Genomic DNA, 22,053 nt, shown 5'->3' on the forward strand with positions numbered 1-22,053 from the left:
TTCTTAACTTCTAGCGAGTTAGCTCAAGGTCCGTTAACGCTAGATGCGTTATCCCTTGGGGGGCTTTAAGTCTAAGTGCTGCTTTGCCCTGCAAATGCATATTGCCATTGCTTAGGTGCAATGGCGTAGGCTGCTTTAAAGTGTTTGCGATACACGCTTTCATTGTTAAAACCGGCTAATTCAGCGACTCTGGCTATTGATAATCCACCTTGCTCCAACAATTGCTGAGAGTAATTAAGTCGCTGACTTATAAGCCAGTGGTTAAAGCTATCGCCTGTGAGTGCTTTGAAATGGCGAGTAAAACTGCGCCGACTCATAGCGCAAGCCTGCGCGACGCTATCTACATTGTAATCCTGTTGTAAGTCACCCAATATCTCATCTAACACTCGCTGAATGTTTGCCTGGCTGCCTTTAGTTTGCGGCACAGGTGTGGGAATAAACTGCTTTTGACCTCCGCTGCGATAAGGCGGCGCGACAATTAAGCGTGAGATTTGTGTGGCTGTTGCGTTACCGAGAAAGTGACGCACTAAGTGTAAGCAGCAATCTAGCGCTGCTGCAGTGCCTGCTGAGGTGAGGATGTTACCTGACTCAATAAACAGCGGGTCGGCATCGAGCAGAGCATTGGGAAATAGCTCGGCAAATTTATCCGAATACGCCCAGTGGGTTGTTGCCGCTTTATCTTCAAGCAAGCCCGCATAACCCAGTACAAATGCCCCTAAACACAGCCCCACAATTGTTGCACCGCGAAGGTTGGCCTGCTTAAGAGCATCGATAAGTTTAGCTGACGGTGCTTGTGCAACGTCATGCCAGCTGGGGATGATAATAATATCTGCCGACTCAAGACAGCTTAAGTCACTTGCTATGTTAAGCCCAATGGGTGAGCTACTTGTAAGCGAACCATTTTGCTCGGCGCATACAGTGACGTTAAACGGTTTGTCCGCAGGGTTAGGGCTAACAAAAGCATCGTTAAATACTAGGCAAGGCACAGCTAGGTGAAACGGGCTAATATTATCAAACGCGACAATGGCGACATCGAGAGGTAGAGGCATTTGGATGTAGTAAATGAAGACTTTGGCTCAATAATAGTTTAGTTGGCAAATTAGGCCAAAAGGATTAGCTTTTAATGCGGCTACAAAATCTGGTTTCTTATATGCTCTGACATATTGAATGTTGGCCTAAAAGCATCGAAATATGACTTATGGGCCACTGTTGACGCTTCTGGTTAATAGGCAAACTAACATCATCAATTTTTGCTGGTTTAAACCACTTTTTGTTGGAGCATATTATGAAGATTCATCACTTACGTAGCGCAACTTTTATCATCGAATCTGGCGATAAGTTTATTCTTATTGATCCTATGCTCGGGGCAAAAGGTTCTCTGCCGCCTTTTAGTTTGCTGCGCTTTAAAGCGCAAAAGAATCCGACGGTAGATTTACCAAGCAATGCCAATGACCTGTTAGATAAGGTTACCCATTGTTTACTGACTCACTCTAATACCTTTGGCATTCGCCCATTGCAGCACGCAGATCATTTAGACCCAGCAGGTGAAGCGTTTCTAACCGCACGAAATATTCCGGTTGCAACGCCTGCAAAAGATGCCAGCTACTTGCAAAAAATAGGTTTGAATATCGCTGCGCCATTAATGCCGTGGCAAGCGCAGGAGTTTGCCGGTGGCACAATAACGCCTGTGCCGTGTCAGCATGGACATGGTTGGATCCATAAAGTGATGGCTAACGGTTTAGGCTTCGTGTTGCAGCTTCCAAACGAGCCAAGTATCTATATTAGCGGTGATACCGTATTTACGGCAGATGTAAAACGCGCACTAAGCGAGCTTAAACCTGATATTACCGTGGTGGCAGCAGGGCAAGCGCAAATGGATGTGGGTCAACCCCTGTTAATGGCGTTAGATGAAGTGTGTGAGTTTATTAGCGCATCACCAGGTAAAGTGATTGCTAACCATATGGAAGCCTTAAACCACTGCCCAATTGACCGTAAAACTTTAGCTGCTGAGCTTGAGCGCCGTGGTTTAGGCGATAAAGTGTCGATTCCGCAAGATGGTGAGGCAGTTGCGTTTTAACTGAGGTGGTGGATTGTGCAATAAAGGTTATAGTTGTCGGCAACAGAGCCAAATGTTGAGTATAGGAAACTAAGGTGCAAGTTAGAGCTTATCAGGCAAGTGACAAAGCGAGATTAGTTCTGAATAATCAATAGAATCACGTTATGATCAAGTTGGGCAATCATTAATCAGGCTACCAGTATTATGAAGATAGTAGAATTTGAAGTCCTTAATAAACACGATGAGCACTGCAACCTAGATTCTTTCCCACTAAGGTTTGGCTTTAGTTGTAAGACAGATACATGGCTGAAGCTATACACGACCTCTGAGCCACAACCTAGTCCGCATAGGCCTGAAAGATTAAAGTACCAAGGCTACATACTAAACCCTACCACTCAGGAAAAATGCGAAGGCACATTTGTGGTTCTACAGATTAACGAACACCTTAAGTTTGTTACCGCCTGGAGAAATGATCAGGATACTGAGCATTATCTATCTGAAGTAATGAAGAATTTGCGAAAAGATGGTGTGCTCACCTCAGAGCATCTCTTGACTCTTCATCCTAAATATATTCGTGGAGAGCTCAGCAAGCATTCTGATTTAGTTAAGGATATTAGCCATTCCCGTACTGAAGCAGAAGTTGAGAAGATTCAAAGTAAAACAGATAGGTACGTTGCTGAGCTTCAAAAGCGATACCAAGAAAAAAATATTGCTTTAGAAGCAGCAAACAAAAAGTTAAAACAAGAACTTGCAGATGAGAGAGCAAAAGCTGCAAATCAAAATAGTACTGTTAAAGAAATTTCTCCTCACACCCTAATTAGAGTTGAGGAAAATCAAAACTATCGAGGCTCACTTTGTACCGTAATTACCCTCGCAAATGGAGCGCGTTGGTATATGAAAACAAGTACATTTGACAGGGCTGGTAACATTACTAAAAAAGCTCAGTCTCTTATTAATAAACCTGTGGTAATAACGTCCTGGGATCCTGTAGAACAACCTGGGAAATGGTCTTCACAAGGTTACTTTAGAAATTTATTTGCATCGGCTTAGAGCCATAGATAGCAACTATGTAACCCGGTAACAGATTCTGTGTCACTTCTTCATTTAGTCATGCATTTTAGTTATGGTCAGTTTATGGCGTTGAAGGTGGAAAGCTTCAATGGAACTAAGTGAATGCTAAGTTAGTTAGAATGGTAAATCCTTACCAGAAACATCACTCCAAAATATGTCATCTTCTTTGGGGTGGATTGAATTTGTGTTGCCTTTTGCGATGGCTTCAATGTCGCAAAAGTATTCACTTGAAGACCAGTCACCAGTTGTTTTTGAAGTATATATAGCTACCTGTTTACCAACTAGTTTCAAAGCTTTTTGCTCGATAAAGTTAATTCTAGGGAACTTCGTTGTCATTTTTAACTTCTTACCAGCATTACTTTCAATATATAAATTTGAATAAGCGTCACGGTAGACTTTAGCTAAAATCCCAAATTGCATGCTCTTAACTCTTTGATTCGATTTCATGGTTTTTCCATAATTTTAGTGTGTAAGGTTATGGGGGAGAGCTTGCTACATAAACGAGCTGTTCATAGCAATGTAGGAGTTGATGCAACTGCTGTGCTCAGTTGATATTACCACTGATTATTCAGGTGGTTAGCTGTAATTTAAAGTTAGAACCTATCTATGATTTTTATAGTTAAAAGTCGTGTGTCGCAGTATGCACAGTAAATTATAGTTGAACAACTATAATTTACTGATTAAATATTTAGCGTCCCAAAGGTTACATGTCCAAGACCTTAGTTAGTTTTCCTTATGGGAGCTATTGCTTGAGCTCATTATCAATTTGAATGCATAGAAGATGACGATTATTGCAATCAAGAATGCTGGAACATCGCAATAATAAACGATGCGTTCTGCGGGCACGCTAGCGGTAATTCGAAGTACTTCCCCTACGCCAAATACAATGATGCTTAGTAAAATCCCTAAATACACGATAGCGCGGTAATTGTGTTGTGGTTTTGGGCAGCTGTGAGCTAGCTTAAAATGTTTTATCGCTAGGTAACTACTAACGCAGATTAAGAATACTTTGAAGGTAATTTCAAAGGGATGGGCGCCAAAAAAAGCGCTTAAAAGTTCCATTATTATCACTTCCTTGTCGTTATGATTGACCTAGCTCAAGCGTTCGCAAAATCCTTGCGGCGGTATGTTATTGAGCTAGTTTCTTATCTGATTTTTTTAACTAAACGTGGGCAGTATCAATCAAAATTAGCACGCTAATCCTGCGCCACCCAAGTGCACTCTTGTATCAAATTGTCGCCAGCAAAAACTTTGGCGGTGAATTTGTCTCCCACATCTATTTTCCCCACGCCTTTTGGGGTGCCAGACATAATTACATCACCATCTTCAAGGGTGAGAAAGTTGCTGATGTCAGCTAAAAACTCAGCGGGTTTAAAGATCATTTGTGCGTAGTCGCCTGCCTGAGTGAGCTTTTCATTGATATATAGCTCCATATGCAGCTCAGTTATATCGCTCGGCAGAGTTACAAAATCACTAAATATTGCGGAGCCGTTAAAGGCTTTTGCTCGCTCCCAGGGTAATCCTTTGGCTTTTAGTTGCGATTGAACCTGGCGTTTCGTTAAATCCAGCCCAAAGCCCACGGCGCTTAATTGCCCTGATTGGACAGCAAAGCAAATTTCACCTTCATAGTGGATTTCATCGCCGCCGCTTAAGACTATTTGCTGCGAAATAGCTGAGTTGGGCTTAATAAAAATCACCGGTTCAGTGGGCTGTTCATTCGCCAATTCCTTGATATGGTCAACGTAATTCCTGCCAATACACACCACTTTAGATGGGGTTACCTTGCGGTTGGCGACCATAATTGAATTCATTGATACTCTCCCTGAAAATTTACCGTCACACATCTTAACGATGAGTAACATAAATATCTAACCAGAACTCTGGATAAGGAAGTGCCAATAACTCTATAGTCCTAAGTTATACATGGTATTAAGTTTCTAGCGAGATAGTTTTGTTTAGTTCAAGGCGAAGCTACGCGTCAATAGCTAGCCTATTGCAAGTAGCTTCAACACAGAAATAAGCAAAAGTAGCCGTTAGAAACCGATTTAATATCCAGAACTCAGGTTAGCTTCTGAGCATTGAGGCCAATAAGGTCAGTACCTTAAAGTGAGTGGTATAGGTTCTGCTGTTCGATAAACAGGTTTGATAAGAGTGGCTTAGGTCGTATGATTAGCGAATAGGTTGGTGTTAGCTAGGTCAGCATGCATAAATTTGAGAGTATGAGTTGGAATATCAATGATATTTAGTAAAAAATTTAATCTGATTGGGTTGCTCGGCCTGGCTTTTGCGTTACTGCTCATTTACGTTCAAGACTTTGCTAGTGCTAGTTTTATTCTTAAGCCTTATGACTTTTACATCATGTTGGCTTTTCTTGCTTGTTACGGCGTTCATTTCATTTACCTTGGTGCATTTGCGTACTTCAATAAGCACTGGTGGTGGCTTGCCGGATTATTCCTCATGCCACTTGTTGGTTACTTTGTGTATTTTGCTTTGCAAGTGGTCAAGCAACAGAAAATTAGGGCTAATGAGGTTGAACCGCTAGAAATGTAGCGTCACCAACAAGTTGTTGATAATCACATCTGGTGTGATCTTGATCTCATTTTTCTCCTGACGAACGTGAGTTAATAAACTTAATCAAGTGCTGTTTTCAGTTCTATACTTGAACCAGTTTATTATCACAAAGGAGTGCAATATATGTTGGGTGAGAGTCATTCGTTAGCAAATGAGTTTCCAGAGCACAGCGAGCTTATCGCCAAGTTAGTAGCCAGTGATGAAACCTTTGCAGCGGATACTAAAAAGTACAACGGCTTGGATGATGAAATCCGCGCCTTAGAGTTAAAGAATGCACCAATTGATGATGAAGCTATGCATCAATTAAAGCATGACCGCGCCGAGCTTAAAGATTCCCTATATCAAAGGTTGTTAAAAGCTAACGGCTAAATACCACCTTAATTGTTATTTCAGCGCTAGTGCGCTAAGGAAACAAATAACCATGCCTGGGCTGAGTCCAAGGCATGGTTTTTTATTGCCTGCCATCAATTGCGTTCACTTCTGTTACTTCCTAAATAACATTGCTTTTCATAACAAATTCAATCGACTAATTATTTTTGCGTAATTTGATTTTGTTTACGTCACTGCTGTTTCAGGGCGTTGATTTATATCCTCGTTATCAACAACTGAGGCGCTGAGGTAAACCACAGCGCTAAGCAAAAATTTCAAATAACGCAGATAAAGGAAATCGACATGAAATTAGCAACAAGTATTAAAACAGGTTTATTGGTTGCATTGACCAGCGCGATGCTGGTGGGCTGCGGTGGCTCAAGCGAAGAAGAGCAGCTTACCTGGATTAATGAGTGGAACCACTCGTTTGACGTTGACATGAAAATGAAGATGCTCAACACCTGTTTTAAGAAAGCGGGCGTAAAAGGTTTGATGGATCAAATGAGCGAAAAGCAAAACGACATTTATAACGAGTGTCAGCTCGATTACATGATTGAACTAGCAGAGAAAGACGACGTTAGCCTCGACCGTGACTTACTGGCGGCAAACATCCTGCAGATGTGAACGACACTCTCAAGCTTGAGCTGCAACAGTCTTTCTACGGAGATGGTTCGCAGCTCGGGGAGTGGACGAGGGCGAGCAAGGAGTGGGCGAGGCTTAATTTTAGCCTCGCTGCGCTAGCTATCGGTGTTTTAATTAAAGCATAAACAAGGAGTTACGTGATGAAATTTTCCCCGCGTAAACAGCATATTTATCACCAGGCTAATATTCAAGGGCAGGATTATATTGTCGGTGATCTCCACGGCGAAGTGGATGCCCTCAAGTTTGAGCTTGAAAGGGTTGGCTTTAATTATGAAACTGACCGCTTGTTTTGCACTGGCGATATTATTGATAAAGGTGACACCAGCATTGATTGTCTTAACCTGTTAACTGAAAAATGGTTTTACGCAGTGTTGGGTAATCACGAACAGTTGTTTTTAAAGGGATTTGAATCAAGTAAATACTGGCAAATGATGCAAAAACAAGGTGGTGAATGGATAACACCATACCTAGACAGGCTTGATTTGCTCATGCGTTGGAAAACCCTGATTGATGTGACTATGCCACTGGCGCGCACCATAGAGTTTGCTGGTAAAACCATAGGCATTAGTCACGCCAATACGCCGCTAGACTGGCAGCATGTGCAGTCGGGAGAGTTGTCCGAGCATGATATTTGGCAACTCCTTTGGCACAGGCCGCTTGATGAGCGTAAACCCTGGTATAGCGTCAGCGGCGTTGATGCTGTAGTCCATGGCCATGACCCCGTTCCCTGGATTACACAGATGCGTAATCGTTACTGGATCGAAACATTCACCCACAACAAGAAGTTAACTGTGGTTCGTATCGACTTCTTTTTCCCTGAGTTGCAACTGGCCGCAGCTGGTATGCATTAGTTATAAACCTGAGCTCTGGATAATAAATCGGTTTCTAACGGCTATTTTTGCCCATTTCTTCGTTGAAGCTACTTGCAATAGGCTAGCTATTGACGCGCAGCTTCGCCTTGAACTAAACAAAAACTATCTCGCTAGAAACATAATGGAAGGTATAACTCAGACCTAGAGAGTGATTGCCACTTCCTTATCCAGAGCTCAGGTTGAAAAAGTAATTGTGGTGATATGTGTGAGCGATGGGGGTTAACTCGTTGGCATAATTATGGAAAAATATCAGTTGTTTAATTGTCCGCGTTTATCTCAATAACACTAAGCTGGAATATTAAGTCTCACCCTTTGAGAGCCGCCGTTTAGTAACGATTTAAACTAGAAAAACTGACATAGGTGAAGGAGTCAATAGAGTGTCTATTAGAGAGCTAGCTAATGCCACTGAGTTGTTACAAGGCTGGCAAAGTCGCGATAAAAGCCAGAGCGCTGAGTTTCTCACCTATGCCTATCAGGATATTCGCGCCATTGTTGAGCGCTACTTGAGTCAGCATCAACCAAATCAAACCTTACTGCATGATGCCTCCATTACCGAGCTTGCTAGTGAGTCTGTAGTTAAGCTGCACCGCTGGCGTAATGACGAACAACCTTTTGCGAGCCGTCAGGAGTTTTTTGACTATGTGCGTGTGTCGGTGTGGCATTTATTGTTTGGTAAGCCGCATCAATCCATGGTCAACAAGCAGCAGGCCAAGCATGAGTTTTTGCATCAACAACTGGATGAAACTGAAGTAGAGCTGCCAAACTGGACTGAAAACCTCAATTTGTCTGCGGCGCTAGAGCTATTGCAGCAGGCTCATCCGCGTCAGGCTGAGGTGTTTGAGCTAAAACACTTTGCAATGGTATCTCACCAGCAAGTTGCTGATATGTTAGAGTTGTCGCCACGTACTGTCGACAATGACCTCAAGTTTGCCACTGTGTGGTTGCGTGCCAAGCTCAGTTAGAAAGAGTTCAGTTAGAAATGGTCCAGTTACAAATAACCCTGTTAACGAAGCCTAAGCCTGCAAGAGCAGAGTTAATTTTGCCCGCTCTTGCTGAATTTAAGTCACAATAGATCCACAAAAATAAAACCACAACAAAGTCATCAATAAACCCATGTCGCAACAGTCTAAACCGCTTGATATAGCCGAAATCTATCCTCAGATAGCTGATTTACCACAAGCGCAATTAGCGCTAAAACTTACCGAGCTTAAATCACAGTTGAGTAGCGAAGATTGGCAAACTTTAAATAAGATGCTGCTTATTGATGATACGCCCCTTGAGGCAGAGAAAATGCTGTCTGAGCAGATGTTAACTGAGAGTCAGCAAACTCAAGCACTTAAAGCCGAGGCATTTATTGGGCAGCAGGTGATGGACTTTACCATTACTGAGCTAGTGTCAGAGACCGGCGGTATGGGACTCGTATTCCTAGGCGAGCAGCGCTTAAGCAGCTTAGATGAGCAAAGTTCCACAGTGCATAACGCGGCCATTAAAGTGCTGCGCACTGATAAACTTAGCTCTGCCCAGCAGCAAGCGGTTTTTGCCAACGAAGCCTCTGCAATGATGCTGCTTGATCACCCCAATTTGTGCCGTATTTATGGGGCATCCAAGGTACTTGGACAAGCGTGTATTGTGATGGACTTTATTGATGGTGAGCCGCTCACTGATTGGCTGATACGTATCAATACTCAGCTGGGCTCCAAAGCGCGGCATAAGCTCAAACTCGAACTATTTAAGCAACTTCTAAACGCCGTGGATTACCTGCATAGTCAGGGCATGTATCACGGCGATATTAAGCCGCAGAATATTATTGTGAACCCGCAAGGTTTATTGGTGTTAATTGACCTTGGCTTAGCACGCAAATACAAGGCGGAGACACCTAAAGAGCCTGAAAAGCAAGCTGACCATCAAAAGTCGAGCCTAACAAGTGTTAAAGCGTTTACTCGTAATTGGAGCGCGCCAGAGCAGCAAGCCGGGCTGCCTACGAGTGTAGCATCTGATGTGTATTCTCTTGGCGTGGTATTGCACTATTTGTTCACTCAAAGCTTCAAGCTTGATATCTACCGTGAGCCGAAACGCTTTGCCATGGAAAGCGCTGAGCAGCAGGCTGAAAAAGCACAGATGCAAAAGCTGCTGCCACTAGAGTTAAGCGCGATTATTAAGCGCGCAGTGGGCGAGTTGCCCGAGCAAAGGTTTGCTTCCTCCAGTGAGTTTGAGCAGGTACTTAGTGCATACCTAGCAGGTGAAGCCGTTGATGAATATTCAACAAGCCCTATGTACCGCGCGGTTAAGTGGATGAAACGTAAACCATTTACCACACTCGCTAGCATCTTGCTGGTGTATTCCATTGCTGCGAGTTACATGCTGTTTGTTGGTGCTTAAGTATCTCGGAAATATCTAGTTGATGGCGTTTGGTTGCCTTAGGAACGTGTGCTTTTAGCTCTTGTCAGAGCCTTCGCCACAGATTGTAAGAAAGTGTGTATTTGTTTCACTTAAGCAATAGCAGTAGTTAAAGTGAATGAATTGTATCGAATACTTTTTCAAGTGTCTGATTTTAATGGTTTATCGCACTGAATGGCTGCCGTTTTTATAATCGTTATTTTCGTTAATTCTCCTAGGTTTACACAAATTTACCGTCAAGTGTGAGGCGCTTTGTAAAAGCGTGCAAAGTCATCTAAATCGCATTTTATTTCGTATCGCAAATCACTAAAATCATAATCATAAAAATAATCAAATCTAGGAAGCGAGACAGATGAGTAAACCTGTCACTAAAGTGGCGTTAGCCCTATCGCTGAGTGTATTGGCAGCTTGTTCAAGCACAAGCTATTTGGACGAGGCGCAAGTTACCCCTGAGTTGCCGCAAACCTGGTACACCAATGCACAAGCATTAAAAGAGAATCAACCTTGGGTTAATGCCATTGCTACCGAGCAATTGCTAGAGCTTGCCAGTATCGGCCTCAATCGTAATCAGCAGTTGCAACAGCTTGCACTGGAAGTGGAAGTAAAAAAACAGCAACTCAACGTGAATGACGCTAATTTTTGGCCTGAGCTCACAGGTTCAGTCAATGCCGCACGTAATGGCGATAATGACGGTCAGTCAAATAGCAATAGTGCTAGTTTGAACCTTAGCTATGAGCTAGATATTTGGGGCAAGCTGTCTGACAGTGCTCGCGCTGCCAAACTTAATCTATTGGTTGCTGAGTCTGACTATCAACAAGCCCGCGATACCTTAGTTGCAGACATAGTTTCCGCTTATTACAAGGTGGTGAGTTCTCAAGCTCTGGTGAAGTTATACGAGCAGCGAACTGACAACGCTAAAGTGAGCTTTGAGATCATTGAGTCGGGCTATGTGCAGGGTTTAAACACTGCACTTGATGTGTATCTCACACAAAATGAATTTTATAGCCAGCAGTCAAACCTGATATCTCAGCGTAATCAGCTTAATAGTGATATTCGCTCCCTTGAGCGCCTGCTGGGTGGTTACCCCGCGGCTAAGTTGATGGTGGACGCTAAGCTACCACTATTGCCTGAGGGTATTACAGTTGGTGTGCCGAGCGAGCTGGTTAAGCGCAAGCCATCGCTACAAAGCGCTTGGTATAAATTGTTAGCTCAAGATGCCAACGTTGCTTACACCCAAAAGCAGCGCTACCCGTCGCTGAGTCTTGGTGGCAGCTTTGGTAGCAGTGGTAGTGAGTTTGCTAACTTGATTGACGGTGACTACACCAGCTGGTCGGTGTTTGCTGGGTTAACGTCGCCTATCTTCAACGCGGGCAAGTTAAAGGCACAAACCGAGCAACAAAAGCTGATTTTGAAGCAGCAAGAGCAGCAGTACTTAAATACTTTGTTTAGTGCATTTGAGCAGGTTGAAAACGCGCTCGACTTAGATGCCAGCTTACAGCTGCAATATCAGTCAACGCTAAAATCGCAAGAAAACGCGCTACAAGCAGAAACGTTATCGTTTGAGAAATACCAAAGCGGCTTAGAAAGTTACACCACAGTGCTCGATGCTCAAGACCGCTCTTTTGTCGCGCAAACTTCAGTTATTAATCTTAAAAATCAAATTATTGCTAACCGTATCCAGCTGCACCTAGCGTTAGGTGGTGAGCTAGATAAAGGCATTAGTATGCAAGATAGTCAAGCAAGCCAGGCGCAAGTCGCTGTGGCTCAAGCGAATGGGGAACAACAATAAAATGCTAAATAAAAAATACCTTATTCCTGTAGCCATCGTTGCAGTCGTTGTGGCAGCAATCATGTGGATTACCAGCAATCCGCCAACCTCAAAACGCGGCCCTAAAAAGTCGGCCGCCAATGTGACCGTCGAGACGCAAACCATAAAACCGCAAGCCTATCAAATTGAGGTCAGTAGCTTTGGCGTGGTCAAGCCGCGTACCCAAAGCTCGCTGGTGGCACAGGCTTCAGGGCAGATCTTAACCATTAGCCAAAACTTCCGTGAAGGTGGTTTCTTCAAGCAGGGTGAAGTGCTAGTGCAGCTTGACGATCGTGATTATCAAGCTGAGGTTAAAGTTGCTCAGGCTGGATTGCTGCAAGCACAGCAAAGTTTACTGGAAGAGCAAGCGCGCGTTGAACAAGCCTTGATCGATTGGAAGCGTTTAGGCAACGGCCGCGAGCCAAACGACTTGGTGTTACGTAAGCCGCAACTAGCCGCCGCGCAAGCTGCTATGCTGTCGAGCCAGGCACAGTTAGACAAAGCCTTGTTAGCACTCGAGCGCACCCAAGTAGTAGCGCCATTTGATGGCCGTATTTTACAAAAAAATGTTGATATCGGTCGCGTGGTGACTAGCAACTCTGAGCTAGCGACGATTTATGCTACTGATTATGTGGAAATCCGTTTGCCAATTCATAACCGAGATTTGGCCCTGGTCGAGCTACCAGAGCAAGGTAAGTCAGCCGTTGCACCGGTTGAGTTTGAGTCTGACTTAGTGGGTCGTCAGCTGTGGCAAGGGCAGTTAGATCGCACTGAAGGCGCGATTGATGACAGTTCGCAGCAATTGTACGTTGTTGCGCAAATTGATGATCCGTTTAGCTACCAACAGGGTAAGCAGACGCCACTAAAAATTGGCCAATACCTTACGGCTAAAATACAAGGTAAAACGCTCCAAAGCTCGATTGTTATCCCAAGTAGCGCCATTTATCAGGGCAGCTATGTTTATCGTGTACGCGATGGAGTATTGCTACGCACAGATGTGAATATCCTTTGGCAAAATGGCACTGATGCTGTTATCTCGTCAGGTTTAAGCCCACAGGATGAATTGGTGTTAACTTCGCTCGGTCAAGTCAGTTCGGGTACGCCAGTAGCCATTGCTGGTGAAGCGAAACCTAAACGTCAGCGCACAGCTGACGCTCCAGCTGGCGAACGAGGCCCTCGTGGTAATGGTGACAAGCCGCGCAGTAAACCTGAAAACGCTCCTAAGAAGGAGGCGACCCTATGATAGCCTGGTTTACCCGTAACCATGTGGCCGCCAACTTACTGATGCTGTTTTTGTTGGTGATTGGCCTTGGTTCATTATCAACGCGCATTCCGCTAGAAGTGTTTCCTAGTGTCGAATCAGAAGTGGTCTCGGTTAGAGTATCGCTTAAAGGTTCAACGCCTGAGGATGTAGAAAAAGGCGTGACTATTCGTGTTGAAGAGGCGGTTCAAGATCTAGAAGGGATCAAGAAAATTACTTCAACTTCCTCGGAATCATCGTCTAACGTCAACATTGAAATTGATAGTGGCTATGAGCCTCGTGAATTACTAGCCGACATTAAAAGTCGCGTTGATGCGATTAACACCTTTCCTGTAGATGCTGAAAAGCCCGTTATTGCCTTAGCTCAGCGCAAGCGAGATGTACTCGCTGTTACTGTGACTAGTCAATACAGTGAAAAAGAAACCCTAGAGTTTGCCGAGGTGGTTCGCGATGAGATGTTGCGTTTAGAGGGGGTTACTCAACTTGAGCTTGCAGGGGTACGCAATTACGAAGTCACGCTTGAAGTACCGCAAGATAAGCTGCAACAGTACAATTTAACGTTAAACCAAATTTCTAATGCTATTAGTGCTTCTAGTGCCGATATTTCGGCCGGTAACCTGCGCACCGATGGTGGCGATATTCTATTGCGTTCAAAAGGTCAGGCTTACTATAAAGATGAGTTTTCTGACATCGTCATTAAGACAGCGGCTGACGGGACCATTATTCGTTTAAGTGATATTGCCTATGTTCAGGACGGCTTTGAAGAAACACCGGTTCGTACACGATTTAACGGCGAAAAGGCGGTATTTATTGATGTATACCGTATCGGTCAGCAAAGTGCGATTGAAGTGGCTGACAAAGTAAAAGATTACATTGATCAGCGCCAAGACTCTTTACCAGCCGGTTATACGCTAAGTTATTGGGACGATGACTCACTGATTGTGAAAAACCGCATATCCACCTTAGCGGGTAGCGCGATGCAAGGCGGTATTTTAGTGCTGTTACTGCTGACTTTGTTCCTACGTCCATCAATCGCTTTTTGGGTGTTTATCGGCATTCCTGTGTCATTTATGGGCGCATTTATCTTCATGCCGTTTTTTAATGTGTCGTTAAACGTCATGAGCTTATTTGGCTTTATTCTGGTGTTGGGTATCGTGGTGGATGACGCCATTGTTACCGGCGAGAATATCTATAGCCACTTAAAAACCGCACCTAATGGTGAAACAGCAGCGATCAATGGCACTAAGGAAGTTGCGGCACCGGTTACCTTTGGTATTTTGACCACAGTGACGGCATTCCTGCCTATGCTGTTCATTGAAGGTACACGTGGCGCTATCTTCGCTCAGATTGCTATTGTAGTTATCCCTGTGCTGCTGTTTTCGTTGATTGAATCTAAGTTTGTACTGCCAGCGCACCTTAAGTACATCAAACTTCGCCATGAGAAGAAAAAGCAAAACAAGCTAGAGCAACTGCAGCAAGCTTTTGCTGATGGCTTTGAGCGCGCGATTATTAAGTTCTATCAGCCTTTCCTGCGTATTGCGTTGAAGAACAAAGCCGCGACGCTTAGCTTATTTACTGGCGTCCTGTTGATTATTGCTGCGTTAATCTCAACAGGCTGGACTAAGTTTACTTTCTTCCCACGTATCCCGAGCGAGACAGTGCGTTTAAGCCTGACAATGCCAGCAGGTACACCATTTGAAGTGACTAATAAACACCTAGTTGCTATAGCTGATAAAGCCAAGATCTTACAAGACAAGTATATCGATGAGCTTACAGGTGAAAGCATCATCATGAATATCCTGGAAACCACTGGCGGTCGTGGTGGTACCTCTAATGCGGGTAATGTGCGTTTTGAAATCACGCCGCCAGAGTCACGGGTATCTGATATCACCTCTGCACAACTTGTTGCAGAGTGGCGTCGAATGGTGGGTGATGTACCGGGAGCTGAGTCGTTAACTTACCGTGCTGAAATTGGTCGAAGTTCAGATCCTATTGATGTACAACTCGCAGCAAGCTCACTTGAAACGTTAGATAAGGTGGCTGAAGAGGTAAAAGCCCATTTAGCGACTTATCCAACCGTGTTTGAAATTGCTGATAGCCTGTCCGACGGTAAAGAGGAACTGCACATTGAGTTAACTGAGCAAGGTAAGGCGCTTGGTTTAACCCGCAGTGAAGTGGTCAGCCAGGTGCGTAGTTATTACTACGGCTCACAGGCACAGCGTATTCAGCGTGGCCGTGATGATATTGAGGTGATGGTACGCTTGCCACTTGATGAGCGTAAGTCATTAGCTGATCTAGAAAAAGTGCTGATTAGTACAGGCCAGGGTACTCAAGTACCTTTAGGGCATGTAGCTAAAATGACCTCAGGAAAAAGTCCATCAACCATTAAGCGTATTGATCGTTACCGCGTCTTAAACGTCACCGCTGATGTCGACAAAGACAATACTAATATGACGGTGCTTCAGGCGAGCTTGAAAGAGTACCTAGATGGTCTAGTTGCTCAATATCCTGGTGTAACTTACGAGCTTGAAGGTGAGGCGAGGGAGCAAAGAGACAGCTTTGGCTCACTGCAGTGGGGTCTAGTGTTTGTGTTCTTCATGATCTACAGCTTACTGGCGATTCCGTTTAAGTCTTACATTCAGCCGTTGATTGTGATGAGTGTGATTCCATTTGGTCTAATCGGCGCGGTTGTTGGTCACTGGTTGATGGGCAGCCCGCTGACTATTTTCAGTATTCTCGGTATGCTGGCCTTGATTGGTGTGGTGGTCAATGACTCACTAGTATTGGTTGATTTCATCAACAAGAAGCGTGAAGAGGGCATGGAGCTGGTTGAAGCGGTATTAACCGCGGGCGCTAAGCGCTTTAGACCCGTCATGTTGACCAGTTTGACTACCTTTATTGGTTTAATGCCTTTGCTACTTGAGCAATCAACTCAGGCGCAGTTCTTAATCCCAATGGCGATATCACTGGGCTTTGGTATCATTTTTGCGACCTTTATTACGCTGATTTTAGTACCAGTAAACTACATGGTGGTTGAGCGCGTAAAAGGGGTAAAAGTCGATGCAGAGGCTTACGACAAGGATTATGGCGACAGCTTTGCTGTGCCAGCCCAAATGTCGACCCAAGAACCAGCTCATGTAGTTGAAGCTAAGTAACGCTTAAGCGTTAAGGTGTCTCTAGATTAAACAGCTCCCCAGATTGGGTGGCTGTTTTTGTTTGCATCTATCGCACTGAGTGACTGCATGTGTACCCCATTTGGAATCAATCCTACGCGCTATTTCCGCAAGACGCCGTGATGGCTTCGCCACGGCATTCCTGCCGAGAAAACTTACTCCAATAGCTCGTAGGGTTTGTATGAGTACCGATGACGAGTTAGCTATAGAAAATAAAATTGCGTAAATAATTTACCCTTACGTCAATGTGTCTGTGGCAAACATCTACTTATCATTCATCCCAAGTCAAATAACAAGCTAATTGTTAGCGCAAAAAATGAGATGCGCCGTTGGCTTGCTAACTAATACCGACAAGCAAAAGGATGAAGATGATGACTGATACTAAGCAAACAAATGACACTAACCAAGCACTTGGCGGTGAAGATAATAAAAAGAAACTTATCTTTGGTGGTGGCGCGGTTGTAGCGGTATTACTGCTACTGTCGCTTACCAGTAGTGCAGATACGGGGAACCTGGATCAAACCTTTCCTGTCGAAGCATCGGTTGCTGAGCAATGTGAGTTTTTAGGTAATTATGAGAGCAGCATGATGCAGGCAGCAGTTGATGGCTTCTCTGCTAGTGACATTAAAGAGCTGATGCGTGAAGACATGATCGATTCAGATCAATTCGACCGTTCACCAGCGAAGATGTTTTATGAGTTAAAAGAGTCACGTATTCGCAAAATCGACAAATTAGTGAAAAGTCTTGAGAGCGAAGACTTTAAAGAGATGAGCACTGAAGAAGTCGAGGCGAAAATTGCTAAGCAAGGCAAGCGCCGCGAACAACGTTGTTTAGACCGTTTCGCTGAGTCGTAAATCTGCGCAGCTCAATAACAAAATGCACCGTTAAGCGGTGCATTTGGGTTTTCAGTCCTAAATTATCTATTTCAGTAAGCGGTTATCGTTTATTCAGACATCGTCAGTCAGTTCTAATACTCTAAATCTCTGCGGGGCAATCGTTAGCCTCCGTTGCAATGACATTTAAAGCTCGCAGCAAGCACATCCCCTCTCTATTTTACAAGAATGATCGACGAAAACATCCATGTTTTCAAAGGCTTTAAATGCTATCGCAACTCTAAGCTATATCTTCAGTTGATTAGGTTACCTTCTAAGGGGCGCACGCAAATCCGTCTTCTTTAGAAGGTGGTAATTTGCGGCCCAGAAACAACTCGCTTTGCTGCAACACTGTTTTAGGCTGGGTATAATTAAGCTTGGTTATTCATTCGAGAAATGTCCTTATGTTGCAGTTTATAAAGTATCAAAACCACCATCATGACAGTGTGATTGAGCTGTTTAAGCACACGTTTAGTGACTCTGAAGGGGAAGCTGAAGGTAAGGTAATTGGCGAGCTTGTAAATAATATGCTCGACACTACCGACGCAGATGAGCTAGTTGGTGCATTGGCCTTTGAAGATGACGCACTGGTTGGCGCGATTATGCTAACGCCTATGCCAGTGTCTAGCGGTCACAGCTGTTATTTGTTATCACCAGTTGCGGTCGCGACAAGCGAGCAAGGTAAAGGCGTTGGGCAGCAGTTAATAAACTGGGGCAAGCAACAATTAGTTGAGCGTAATGTCGACTGGTTATTCACCTATGGTGACCCAAATTATTACTGTAAAGTAGGCTTTGAAGCGATAACTGAAGATGTGGTGCAAGCCCCTCATAAGCTCAGTTATCCCAATGGTTGGATAGCCCAATCACTGTCGGGTAAGGCTATTGATGTGCAAGGGGTTACATCGCAATGTGTTAGCGCGTTAGATGCCGCTGAATACTGGTAACGCTAGTTTTTGGTAAGTGGCCTCTTAGCAGCACTTACCTGATTTAGGTGTGTACTCGATTAAGTTGCCGTGTGCATCTAAGGTGAATTTGCAGCATTGGTTGAGCAGCCCATGCAGTGCCTGGCGACTTTTTTGCACTCGAGACTTTAACGTCGAGTACTTAATCTGTTTTCGCGCCGCGTAGTCTTTTTGTGCTTCCCCATTTAGCTCAACAGCAGTGAGCAGCTCAGCTTGCTCGCTGGGAAGAGCATTGATAAATGGTGTAATACAGGCTGACATTTGTTGGTAGATATCTTCGCTTTCGATGAGCTCTGTTGTCAAAGAGTGCGTGGCTGCAAGCTCTGATTGCAGAGCGTTGCTTGAATCTTCACTGTGTTGCTGGCTTGTATTTTCGTAAAGAGAGCCAGTTACTTGGCCTTTATTGTAACTGGCGCGACTGCGGTAAAAGTCGATGATGGTGCGGTTAGCGATTTGGAATAACCAGGACTTGAGTTTTTTCGCATCATTGAGCTTATCTAAACTGTGATAGCTCTTGATTAGAATTTCTTGTAACAGATCGTCCACGTCATCCAAATTGGCAACGTTTTTCGCGAGAAATGCTTTTAAACTGCTGCGGTACTGTGACCAAATCAGCTCAATGTTTACCTCAACCTCTGTTGTCATATTTGCTCTCTTTTTAAGCTTGGGTATAACTATATAACCTGAACTCGGGACAATAAATCGGTTTCTAACGGCTATTTTTGCTCGTCTCTTAGTAATAAAGAGGGTGTTGAAGCTACTTGCAATAGACCAGCTATTGACGCGCAACTTTGCCTTGAACTAAACAAAACTATCTCGCTAGAAACATTAAGCTAGGTATAGCGCTGTTTCAGAGCGCTATTGACACTTCCTTATCCCAAATTCAGGTTATATGCAAACCATCTAGGCGCGCTGTGATATCCATCGGTTTGGATGACAGCCCGCCTAGATAGGGTTGGTAGTTAAATGCTAATTGTTAGCAGCAGCTACCTTTAGTTGAGGTTGGTGTTGTTGGGCAACAATCCGCTTTAACTTGTTCGCTGCAGCAGTCGTCTTTACAACAATCATCCTTGCAGCAGTCGTCTTTGCAGCAGTCGTCTTTGCAGCAATCGTCTTTACAGCAATCATCACTGCAACACTCTTCGCTGCACATTTCACCACACATTTCGTAGCAACTGTCTGAGCAGCTCGGTGCATTTTCAGCAATGTAAGTGTTGCTGAGGTAAAAATCACTAAACTTTTCAACAAAATCATCAGCTACAGTTTGTTCTATAAGCCCTGACTCAAGCAGGTTTTGTTGCCATTGCTGCACCTTGGGTAGACAACACAGTAAGTCGTGTCCGGTTGCTTGTTTGACGATATGTGCACGGTGTAATAGTGGCAACCAAGCAATATCGACATTGCTAATGCTATCTGATTTAAAGAACTTGTTGCCTTTGCTGGCTTTAGCTTGAGCACTTAGCTGTTTCTCAACTTTAGCAAACGCTTTATGTAACTTGCCGCAGCGCTCAACAAAGGTTTGCTCATCCTGGCTACGCATGGTGCTGCATTGGGCCAAGTAATGCTTAGTTCCCAAATAGCTCCAAGCTCGGTCTAGTGCACGCTGCTCATTCGTGACGTCGAGTTCTAATGAGCCGTATTCATCTTCGATATATTCAATAATGGCATCAGACTCAAATAGTGCGGTGTCCGCTTCGGTGATCAGCACTGGCACCTGGCCATTCGGCGAGATATCTAAAAACCACTGTGGTTTGTCTTTTAGGCTGATGTATTCAACTTCAAACGCAATGTTTTTCGCCGCTAGTGCAGCAGTGACGCGTTGAACAAAAGGACAGATTTTAAAACTTACAACTTTAATCATTTGGGGCTTCCTGGATTTTTATATCGTTAAAAGGTATCGAAATAATTCACTTACCTATAAGACGAAGCCCGATGAAAAAAGACGAAAGAATTTTGAAATAAATTCAAAATTCTTTCTAAGTGCATGTAATTCAGAAGATAAGCTAACTATAAAATGCTGCGCCAACTGCCAGCAGTACGAACAATGCAGCTGTGACTTTTCGGATAAGCGCTAGCGGCAACTTGTCGGCCGACAGCTTACCGATTAGTACCACAGGGACGTTGGCTAATAGCATGCCTATGGTGGTGCCTAGTACAACCATGGCAAGTGCGTCTGCGTATTGAGCGCCTAGAATTGAGGTGGCAATTTGGGTTTTGTCGCCAATCTCTGCCACAAAAAAGGCAATGAAACTGGCGATAAATGGCCCTTTATTGGAGATTTGCTCGTCATCATCTAGTTTGTCTGGCACCAGAACCCAGGCTGCCATGGCAAGAAAGCTGATAACTAACACCCAATTAAGTATTTGTGGTGATAAGTAGTCGGCGACGACGACACCTAGATAGGCCGCTAGTGCATGATTAGCGATGGTTGCCAGAAAAATCGCGGCAATGATGGGTACAGGTTTACGGTAACGGCTGGCTAGCAGCAATGACAGTAGTTGAGTTTTGTCACCAATCTCAGCCAGTGCGACTGTGGTGATAGAAATAGCTAGTACGCTCACAATTAGATTCTTATAGAGGTGGGATTGTTCAAACCAAGACAATACGCCACGCCCCACCTCGGTTCGTGTGTATTGTCTATGGTCTCACTAAATCCTATGTCACTGATGTGGCAAGAAGATCTCATACACCATGGTGATTTTGCACCAATTATGTTGATGTACAAACTGCAGCTTTATTGTGCTAGCAGTAAGTTACTCCCCAAAGACGCCGCTGATGATAAATTCAGCGGCGCTGAATTGCAACTCCTACACTTGTTCAAACACGTCGATGTTTACCAAAGTAATTTTTAACCAAAGGGATTTTTTACCAAAGGGATTTTTTACCAAAGTGACCTGGCTCAAATATTAGCTAAAGTGAGTTGATTTAGTTTGATAGTCAAAATAAGCTGCAAATATAGTTTGGTAGTCAAACTATTTGTGGGTCAAATAATCTAATCCTACTTTCCAAAGTCCAAAAGGAGCTGTTGTGACTTTTAGCAATCAACACCAACATAATTTTTCCTCTCAACACGACAAGGGTGAGCGCCGCACGTTTTATGTATTACTGCTGACCGTTACTGCTATGGTGGTTGAGATTGTCGCCGGAACCTTGTTTGGCTCGATGGCATTGCTTGCCGACGGTTGGCACATGGGGACTCACGCGGCAGCATTTTGTATTACCTTGTTTGCGTATCGCTATGCTCGCAAACATGCTGATTCTGACCGTTACTCATTTGGCCCAGGCAAGGTGAGCGTACTTGGTGGCTACACCAGTGCTATCGTGCTGGGCATTGTCGCGTTAATGATGATAGTGGAGTCGGTGCACAGGCTGCTCGAGCCGCAAACAATCCACTTTAACGAAGCGATTATGGTGGCGTTTATTGGTTTAGCAGTAAATGTCGCCAGTATATTTTTGCTGGGTGATCACCATCATCACGATCATTCGCATGGGCATTCCCACGGGCACTCTCACGGCCACGGTCATTCTCATGAACACTCGCATGAGCATCATCATGACCACAACCTGCGCGCCGCTTATATGCATGTACTTGCTGATGCGCTGACCTCGGTATTGGCAATCGTGGCATTATTGTTTGGTAAGTTCTACGGTTGGCATTGGCTCGATGCTGTTATGGGCATTGTGGGCGCTGTGGTGATTATGAAATGGACCTATGGTTTGATGCAGCAAACAGGCCCAGTACTGTTAGATGAAAACATCGACGAGCCATATCGCGACGCTATTGAAATTGCGCTAAAACCTTATGCGAAAGTCACCGACTTACACATGTGGAAAATCAGTGGGCATCATTATTCTGCCGCCTTGATTATTGAAGCGCATGGGGATAAAACTGTGGCTGAGTACAAGCAACTTTTAAGTCAGTTTGATAAGATCAGTCACCTAACGTTAGAAGTTCATCCTTCGCCCCTATCGGTTAATAAAAGCCTAGCACCTAAATAAA

The 22,053-nt window shown here is 44.2% G+C and carries 21 protein-coding genes and 1 pseudogene; 16 read left to right on the forward strand and 6 right to left on the reverse strand.

Annotation, left to right across the window (positions count from 1 at the left end; genetic code table 11):
- Nucleotides 1-71 precede the first annotated feature (71 nt).
- Nucleotides 72-1,049, reverse strand: coding sequence for a GlxA family transcriptional regulator (locus G3R49_RS00400; protein WP_167868287.1), 978 nt, complete (start codon nucleotides 1,047-1,049; stop codon nucleotides 72-74).
- A 236-nt stretch (nucleotides 1,050-1,285) separates the two neighbouring features.
- Here G3R49_RS00400 and G3R49_RS00405 point away from each other — a divergent pair, with 236 nt between their 5' ends.
- On the forward strand, nucleotides 1,286-2,077 hold the full coding sequence (locus G3R49_RS00405; RefSeq protein WP_167868288.1) for an MBL fold metallo-hydrolase: 792 nt from the start codon (nucleotides 1,286-1,288) through the stop codon (nucleotides 2,075-2,077).
- A 183-nt stretch (nucleotides 2,078-2,260) separates the two neighbouring features.
- The gene (locus G3R49_RS00410) at nucleotides 2,261-3,106 is read left to right on the forward strand and encodes a hypothetical protein (RefSeq protein ID WP_130599327.1); all 846 of its coding nucleotides are present in this window, start codon (nucleotides 2,261-2,263) and stop codon (nucleotides 3,104-3,106) included.
- A 135-nt stretch (nucleotides 3,107-3,241) separates the two neighbouring features.
- On the opposite strand, the gene G3R49_RS00415 is transcribed toward G3R49_RS00410, so the two are convergent.
- Both G3R49_RS00415 and G3R49_RS00420 read right to left on the reverse strand, forming a co-directional pair.
- On the reverse strand, nucleotides 3,242-3,574 hold the full coding sequence (locus tag G3R49_RS00415; protein WP_130599325.1) for a hypothetical protein: 333 nt from the start codon (nucleotides 3,572-3,574) through the stop codon (nucleotides 3,242-3,244).
- A 749-nt stretch (nucleotides 3,575-4,323) separates the two neighbouring features.
- On the reverse strand, nucleotides 4,324-4,938 hold the full coding sequence (locus G3R49_RS00420; protein WP_167868289.1) for a fumarylacetoacetate hydrolase family protein: 615 nt from the start codon (nucleotides 4,936-4,938) through the stop codon (nucleotides 4,324-4,326).
- A 424-nt stretch (nucleotides 4,939-5,362) separates the two neighbouring features.
- Between G3R49_RS00420 and G3R49_RS00425 the strand changes: the two genes are divergently transcribed.
- The 11 genes from G3R49_RS00425 to G3R49_RS00475 all read left to right on the forward strand — a co-directional run bounded on the left by G3R49_RS00425 (nucleotide 5,363) and on the right by G3R49_RS00475 (nucleotide 18,035).
- Nucleotides 5,363-5,677 carry a hypothetical protein gene (locus G3R49_RS00425; RefSeq protein WP_130599323.1) on the forward strand — a complete coding sequence of 105 codons (315 nt, stop codon included), beginning with the start codon at nucleotides 5,363-5,365 and terminating at the stop codon, nucleotides 5,675-5,677.
- A 144-nt stretch (nucleotides 5,678-5,821) separates the two neighbouring features.
- Nucleotides 5,822-6,067: a YdcH family protein gene (locus tag G3R49_RS00430; RefSeq protein WP_130599321.1), complete on the forward strand. Its 246-nt coding sequence runs from the start codon at nucleotides 5,822-5,824 to the stop codon at nucleotides 6,065-6,067.
- Between the two features lie 303 nt (nucleotides 6,068-6,370).
- Entirely contained in the window at nucleotides 6,371-6,691 is a 321-nt protein-coding gene (locus tag G3R49_RS00435; RefSeq protein WP_130599319.1) for a hypothetical protein, read from the forward strand.
- A gap of 158 nt (nucleotides 6,692-6,849) precedes the next feature.
- Nucleotides 6,850-7,560, forward strand: a complete 711-nt coding sequence (locus G3R49_RS00440; RefSeq protein ID WP_130599317.1) for a metallophosphoesterase — start codon at nucleotides 6,850-6,852, stop codon at nucleotides 7,558-7,560.
- 398 nt (nucleotides 7,561-7,958) lie between these two features.
- Nucleotides 7,959-8,543: a sigma-70 family RNA polymerase sigma factor gene (locus G3R49_RS00445; RefSeq protein ID WP_165398999.1), complete on the forward strand. Its 585-nt coding sequence runs from the start codon at nucleotides 7,959-7,961 to the stop codon at nucleotides 8,541-8,543.
- A gap of 151 nt (nucleotides 8,544-8,694) precedes the next feature.
- Complete coding sequence (locus G3R49_RS00450) at nucleotides 8,695-9,960, forward strand: serine/threonine-protein kinase (protein ID WP_130599313.1); 1,266 nt, start codon at nucleotides 8,695-8,697, stop codon at nucleotides 9,958-9,960.
- Between the two features lie 370 nt (nucleotides 9,961-10,330).
- Complete coding sequence (locus G3R49_RS00455; RefSeq protein ID WP_130599311.1) at nucleotides 10,331-11,767, forward strand: efflux transporter outer membrane subunit; 1,437 nt, start codon at nucleotides 10,331-10,333, stop codon at nucleotides 11,765-11,767.
- Nucleotide 11,768: 1 nt separating this feature from the next.
- A complete protein-coding gene (locus tag G3R49_RS00460) occupies nucleotides 11,769-13,028 on the forward strand; it encodes an efflux RND transporter periplasmic adaptor subunit (protein WP_242620372.1) in 1,260 nt (419 codons plus the stop codon).
- The gene (locus tag G3R49_RS00465; RefSeq protein WP_167868290.1) at nucleotides 13,025-16,201 is read left to right on the forward strand and encodes an efflux RND transporter permease subunit; all 3,177 of its coding nucleotides are present in this window, start codon (nucleotides 13,025-13,027) and stop codon (nucleotides 16,199-16,201) included. Before G3R49_RS00460 ends, G3R49_RS00465 begins: the two co-directional genes overlap by 4 nt.
- A gap of 386 nt (nucleotides 16,202-16,587) precedes the next feature.
- On the forward strand, nucleotides 16,588-17,073 hold the full coding sequence (locus G3R49_RS00470) for a hypothetical protein (protein ID WP_167868291.1): 486 nt from the start codon (nucleotides 16,588-16,590) through the stop codon (nucleotides 17,071-17,073).
- Between the two features lie 422 nt (nucleotides 17,074-17,495).
- Nucleotides 17,496-18,035: a GNAT family N-acetyltransferase gene (locus G3R49_RS00475; protein WP_167868292.1), complete on the forward strand. Its 540-nt coding sequence runs from the start codon at nucleotides 17,496-17,498 to the stop codon at nucleotides 18,033-18,035.
- A gap of 24 nt (nucleotides 18,036-18,059) precedes the next feature.
- Here G3R49_RS00475 and G3R49_RS00480 read toward each other — a convergent pair whose 3' ends face one another.
- Nucleotides 18,060-18,698, reverse strand: coding sequence for a sigma-70 family RNA polymerase sigma factor (locus tag G3R49_RS00480; RefSeq protein WP_167868293.1), 639 nt, complete (start codon nucleotides 18,696-18,698; stop codon nucleotides 18,060-18,062).
- A gap of 440 nt (nucleotides 18,699-19,138) precedes the next feature.
- Here G3R49_RS00480 and G3R49_RS20320 point away from each other — a divergent pair, with 440 nt between their 5' ends.
- Nucleotides 19,139-19,225, forward strand: coding sequence for a hypothetical protein (locus tag G3R49_RS20320; protein ID WP_369407452.1), 87 nt, complete (start codon nucleotides 19,139-19,141; stop codon nucleotides 19,223-19,225).
- Between the two features lie 122 nt (nucleotides 19,226-19,347).
- Here G3R49_RS20320 and G3R49_RS20325 read toward each other — a convergent pair.
- Nucleotides 19,348-19,914 (reverse strand): annotated as a pseudogene (locus tag G3R49_RS20325) (glutathione S-transferase family protein); the annotation flags it as partial.
- Between the two features lie 142 nt (nucleotides 19,915-20,056).
- Entirely contained in the window at nucleotides 20,057-20,614 is a 558-nt protein-coding gene (locus tag G3R49_RS00490; protein ID WP_130599299.1) for a TMEM165/GDT1 family protein, read from the reverse strand.
- A 24-nt stretch (nucleotides 20,615-20,638) separates the two neighbouring features.
- On the opposite strand from G3R49_RS00490, the gene G3R49_RS00495 reads away from it, so the two are divergent.
- Nucleotides 20,639-20,905: a hypothetical protein gene (locus tag G3R49_RS00495; protein ID WP_130599297.1), complete on the forward strand. Its 267-nt coding sequence runs from the start codon at nucleotides 20,639-20,641 to the stop codon at nucleotides 20,903-20,905.
- 175 nt (nucleotides 20,906-21,080) lie between these two features.
- Nucleotides 21,081-22,052, forward strand: a complete 972-nt coding sequence (gene dmeF, locus G3R49_RS00500) for a CDF family Co(II)/Ni(II) efflux transporter DmeF (RefSeq protein WP_167868295.1) — start codon at nucleotides 21,081-21,083, stop codon at nucleotides 22,050-22,052.
- Nucleotide 22,053: the final 1 nt, after the last annotated feature.

Source organism: Shewanella sp. WXL01 (genome assembly GCF_012263345.1).
GTDB classification, from domain to species: domain Bacteria; phylum Pseudomonadota; class Gammaproteobacteria; order Enterobacterales; family Shewanellaceae; genus Shewanella; species Shewanella maritima.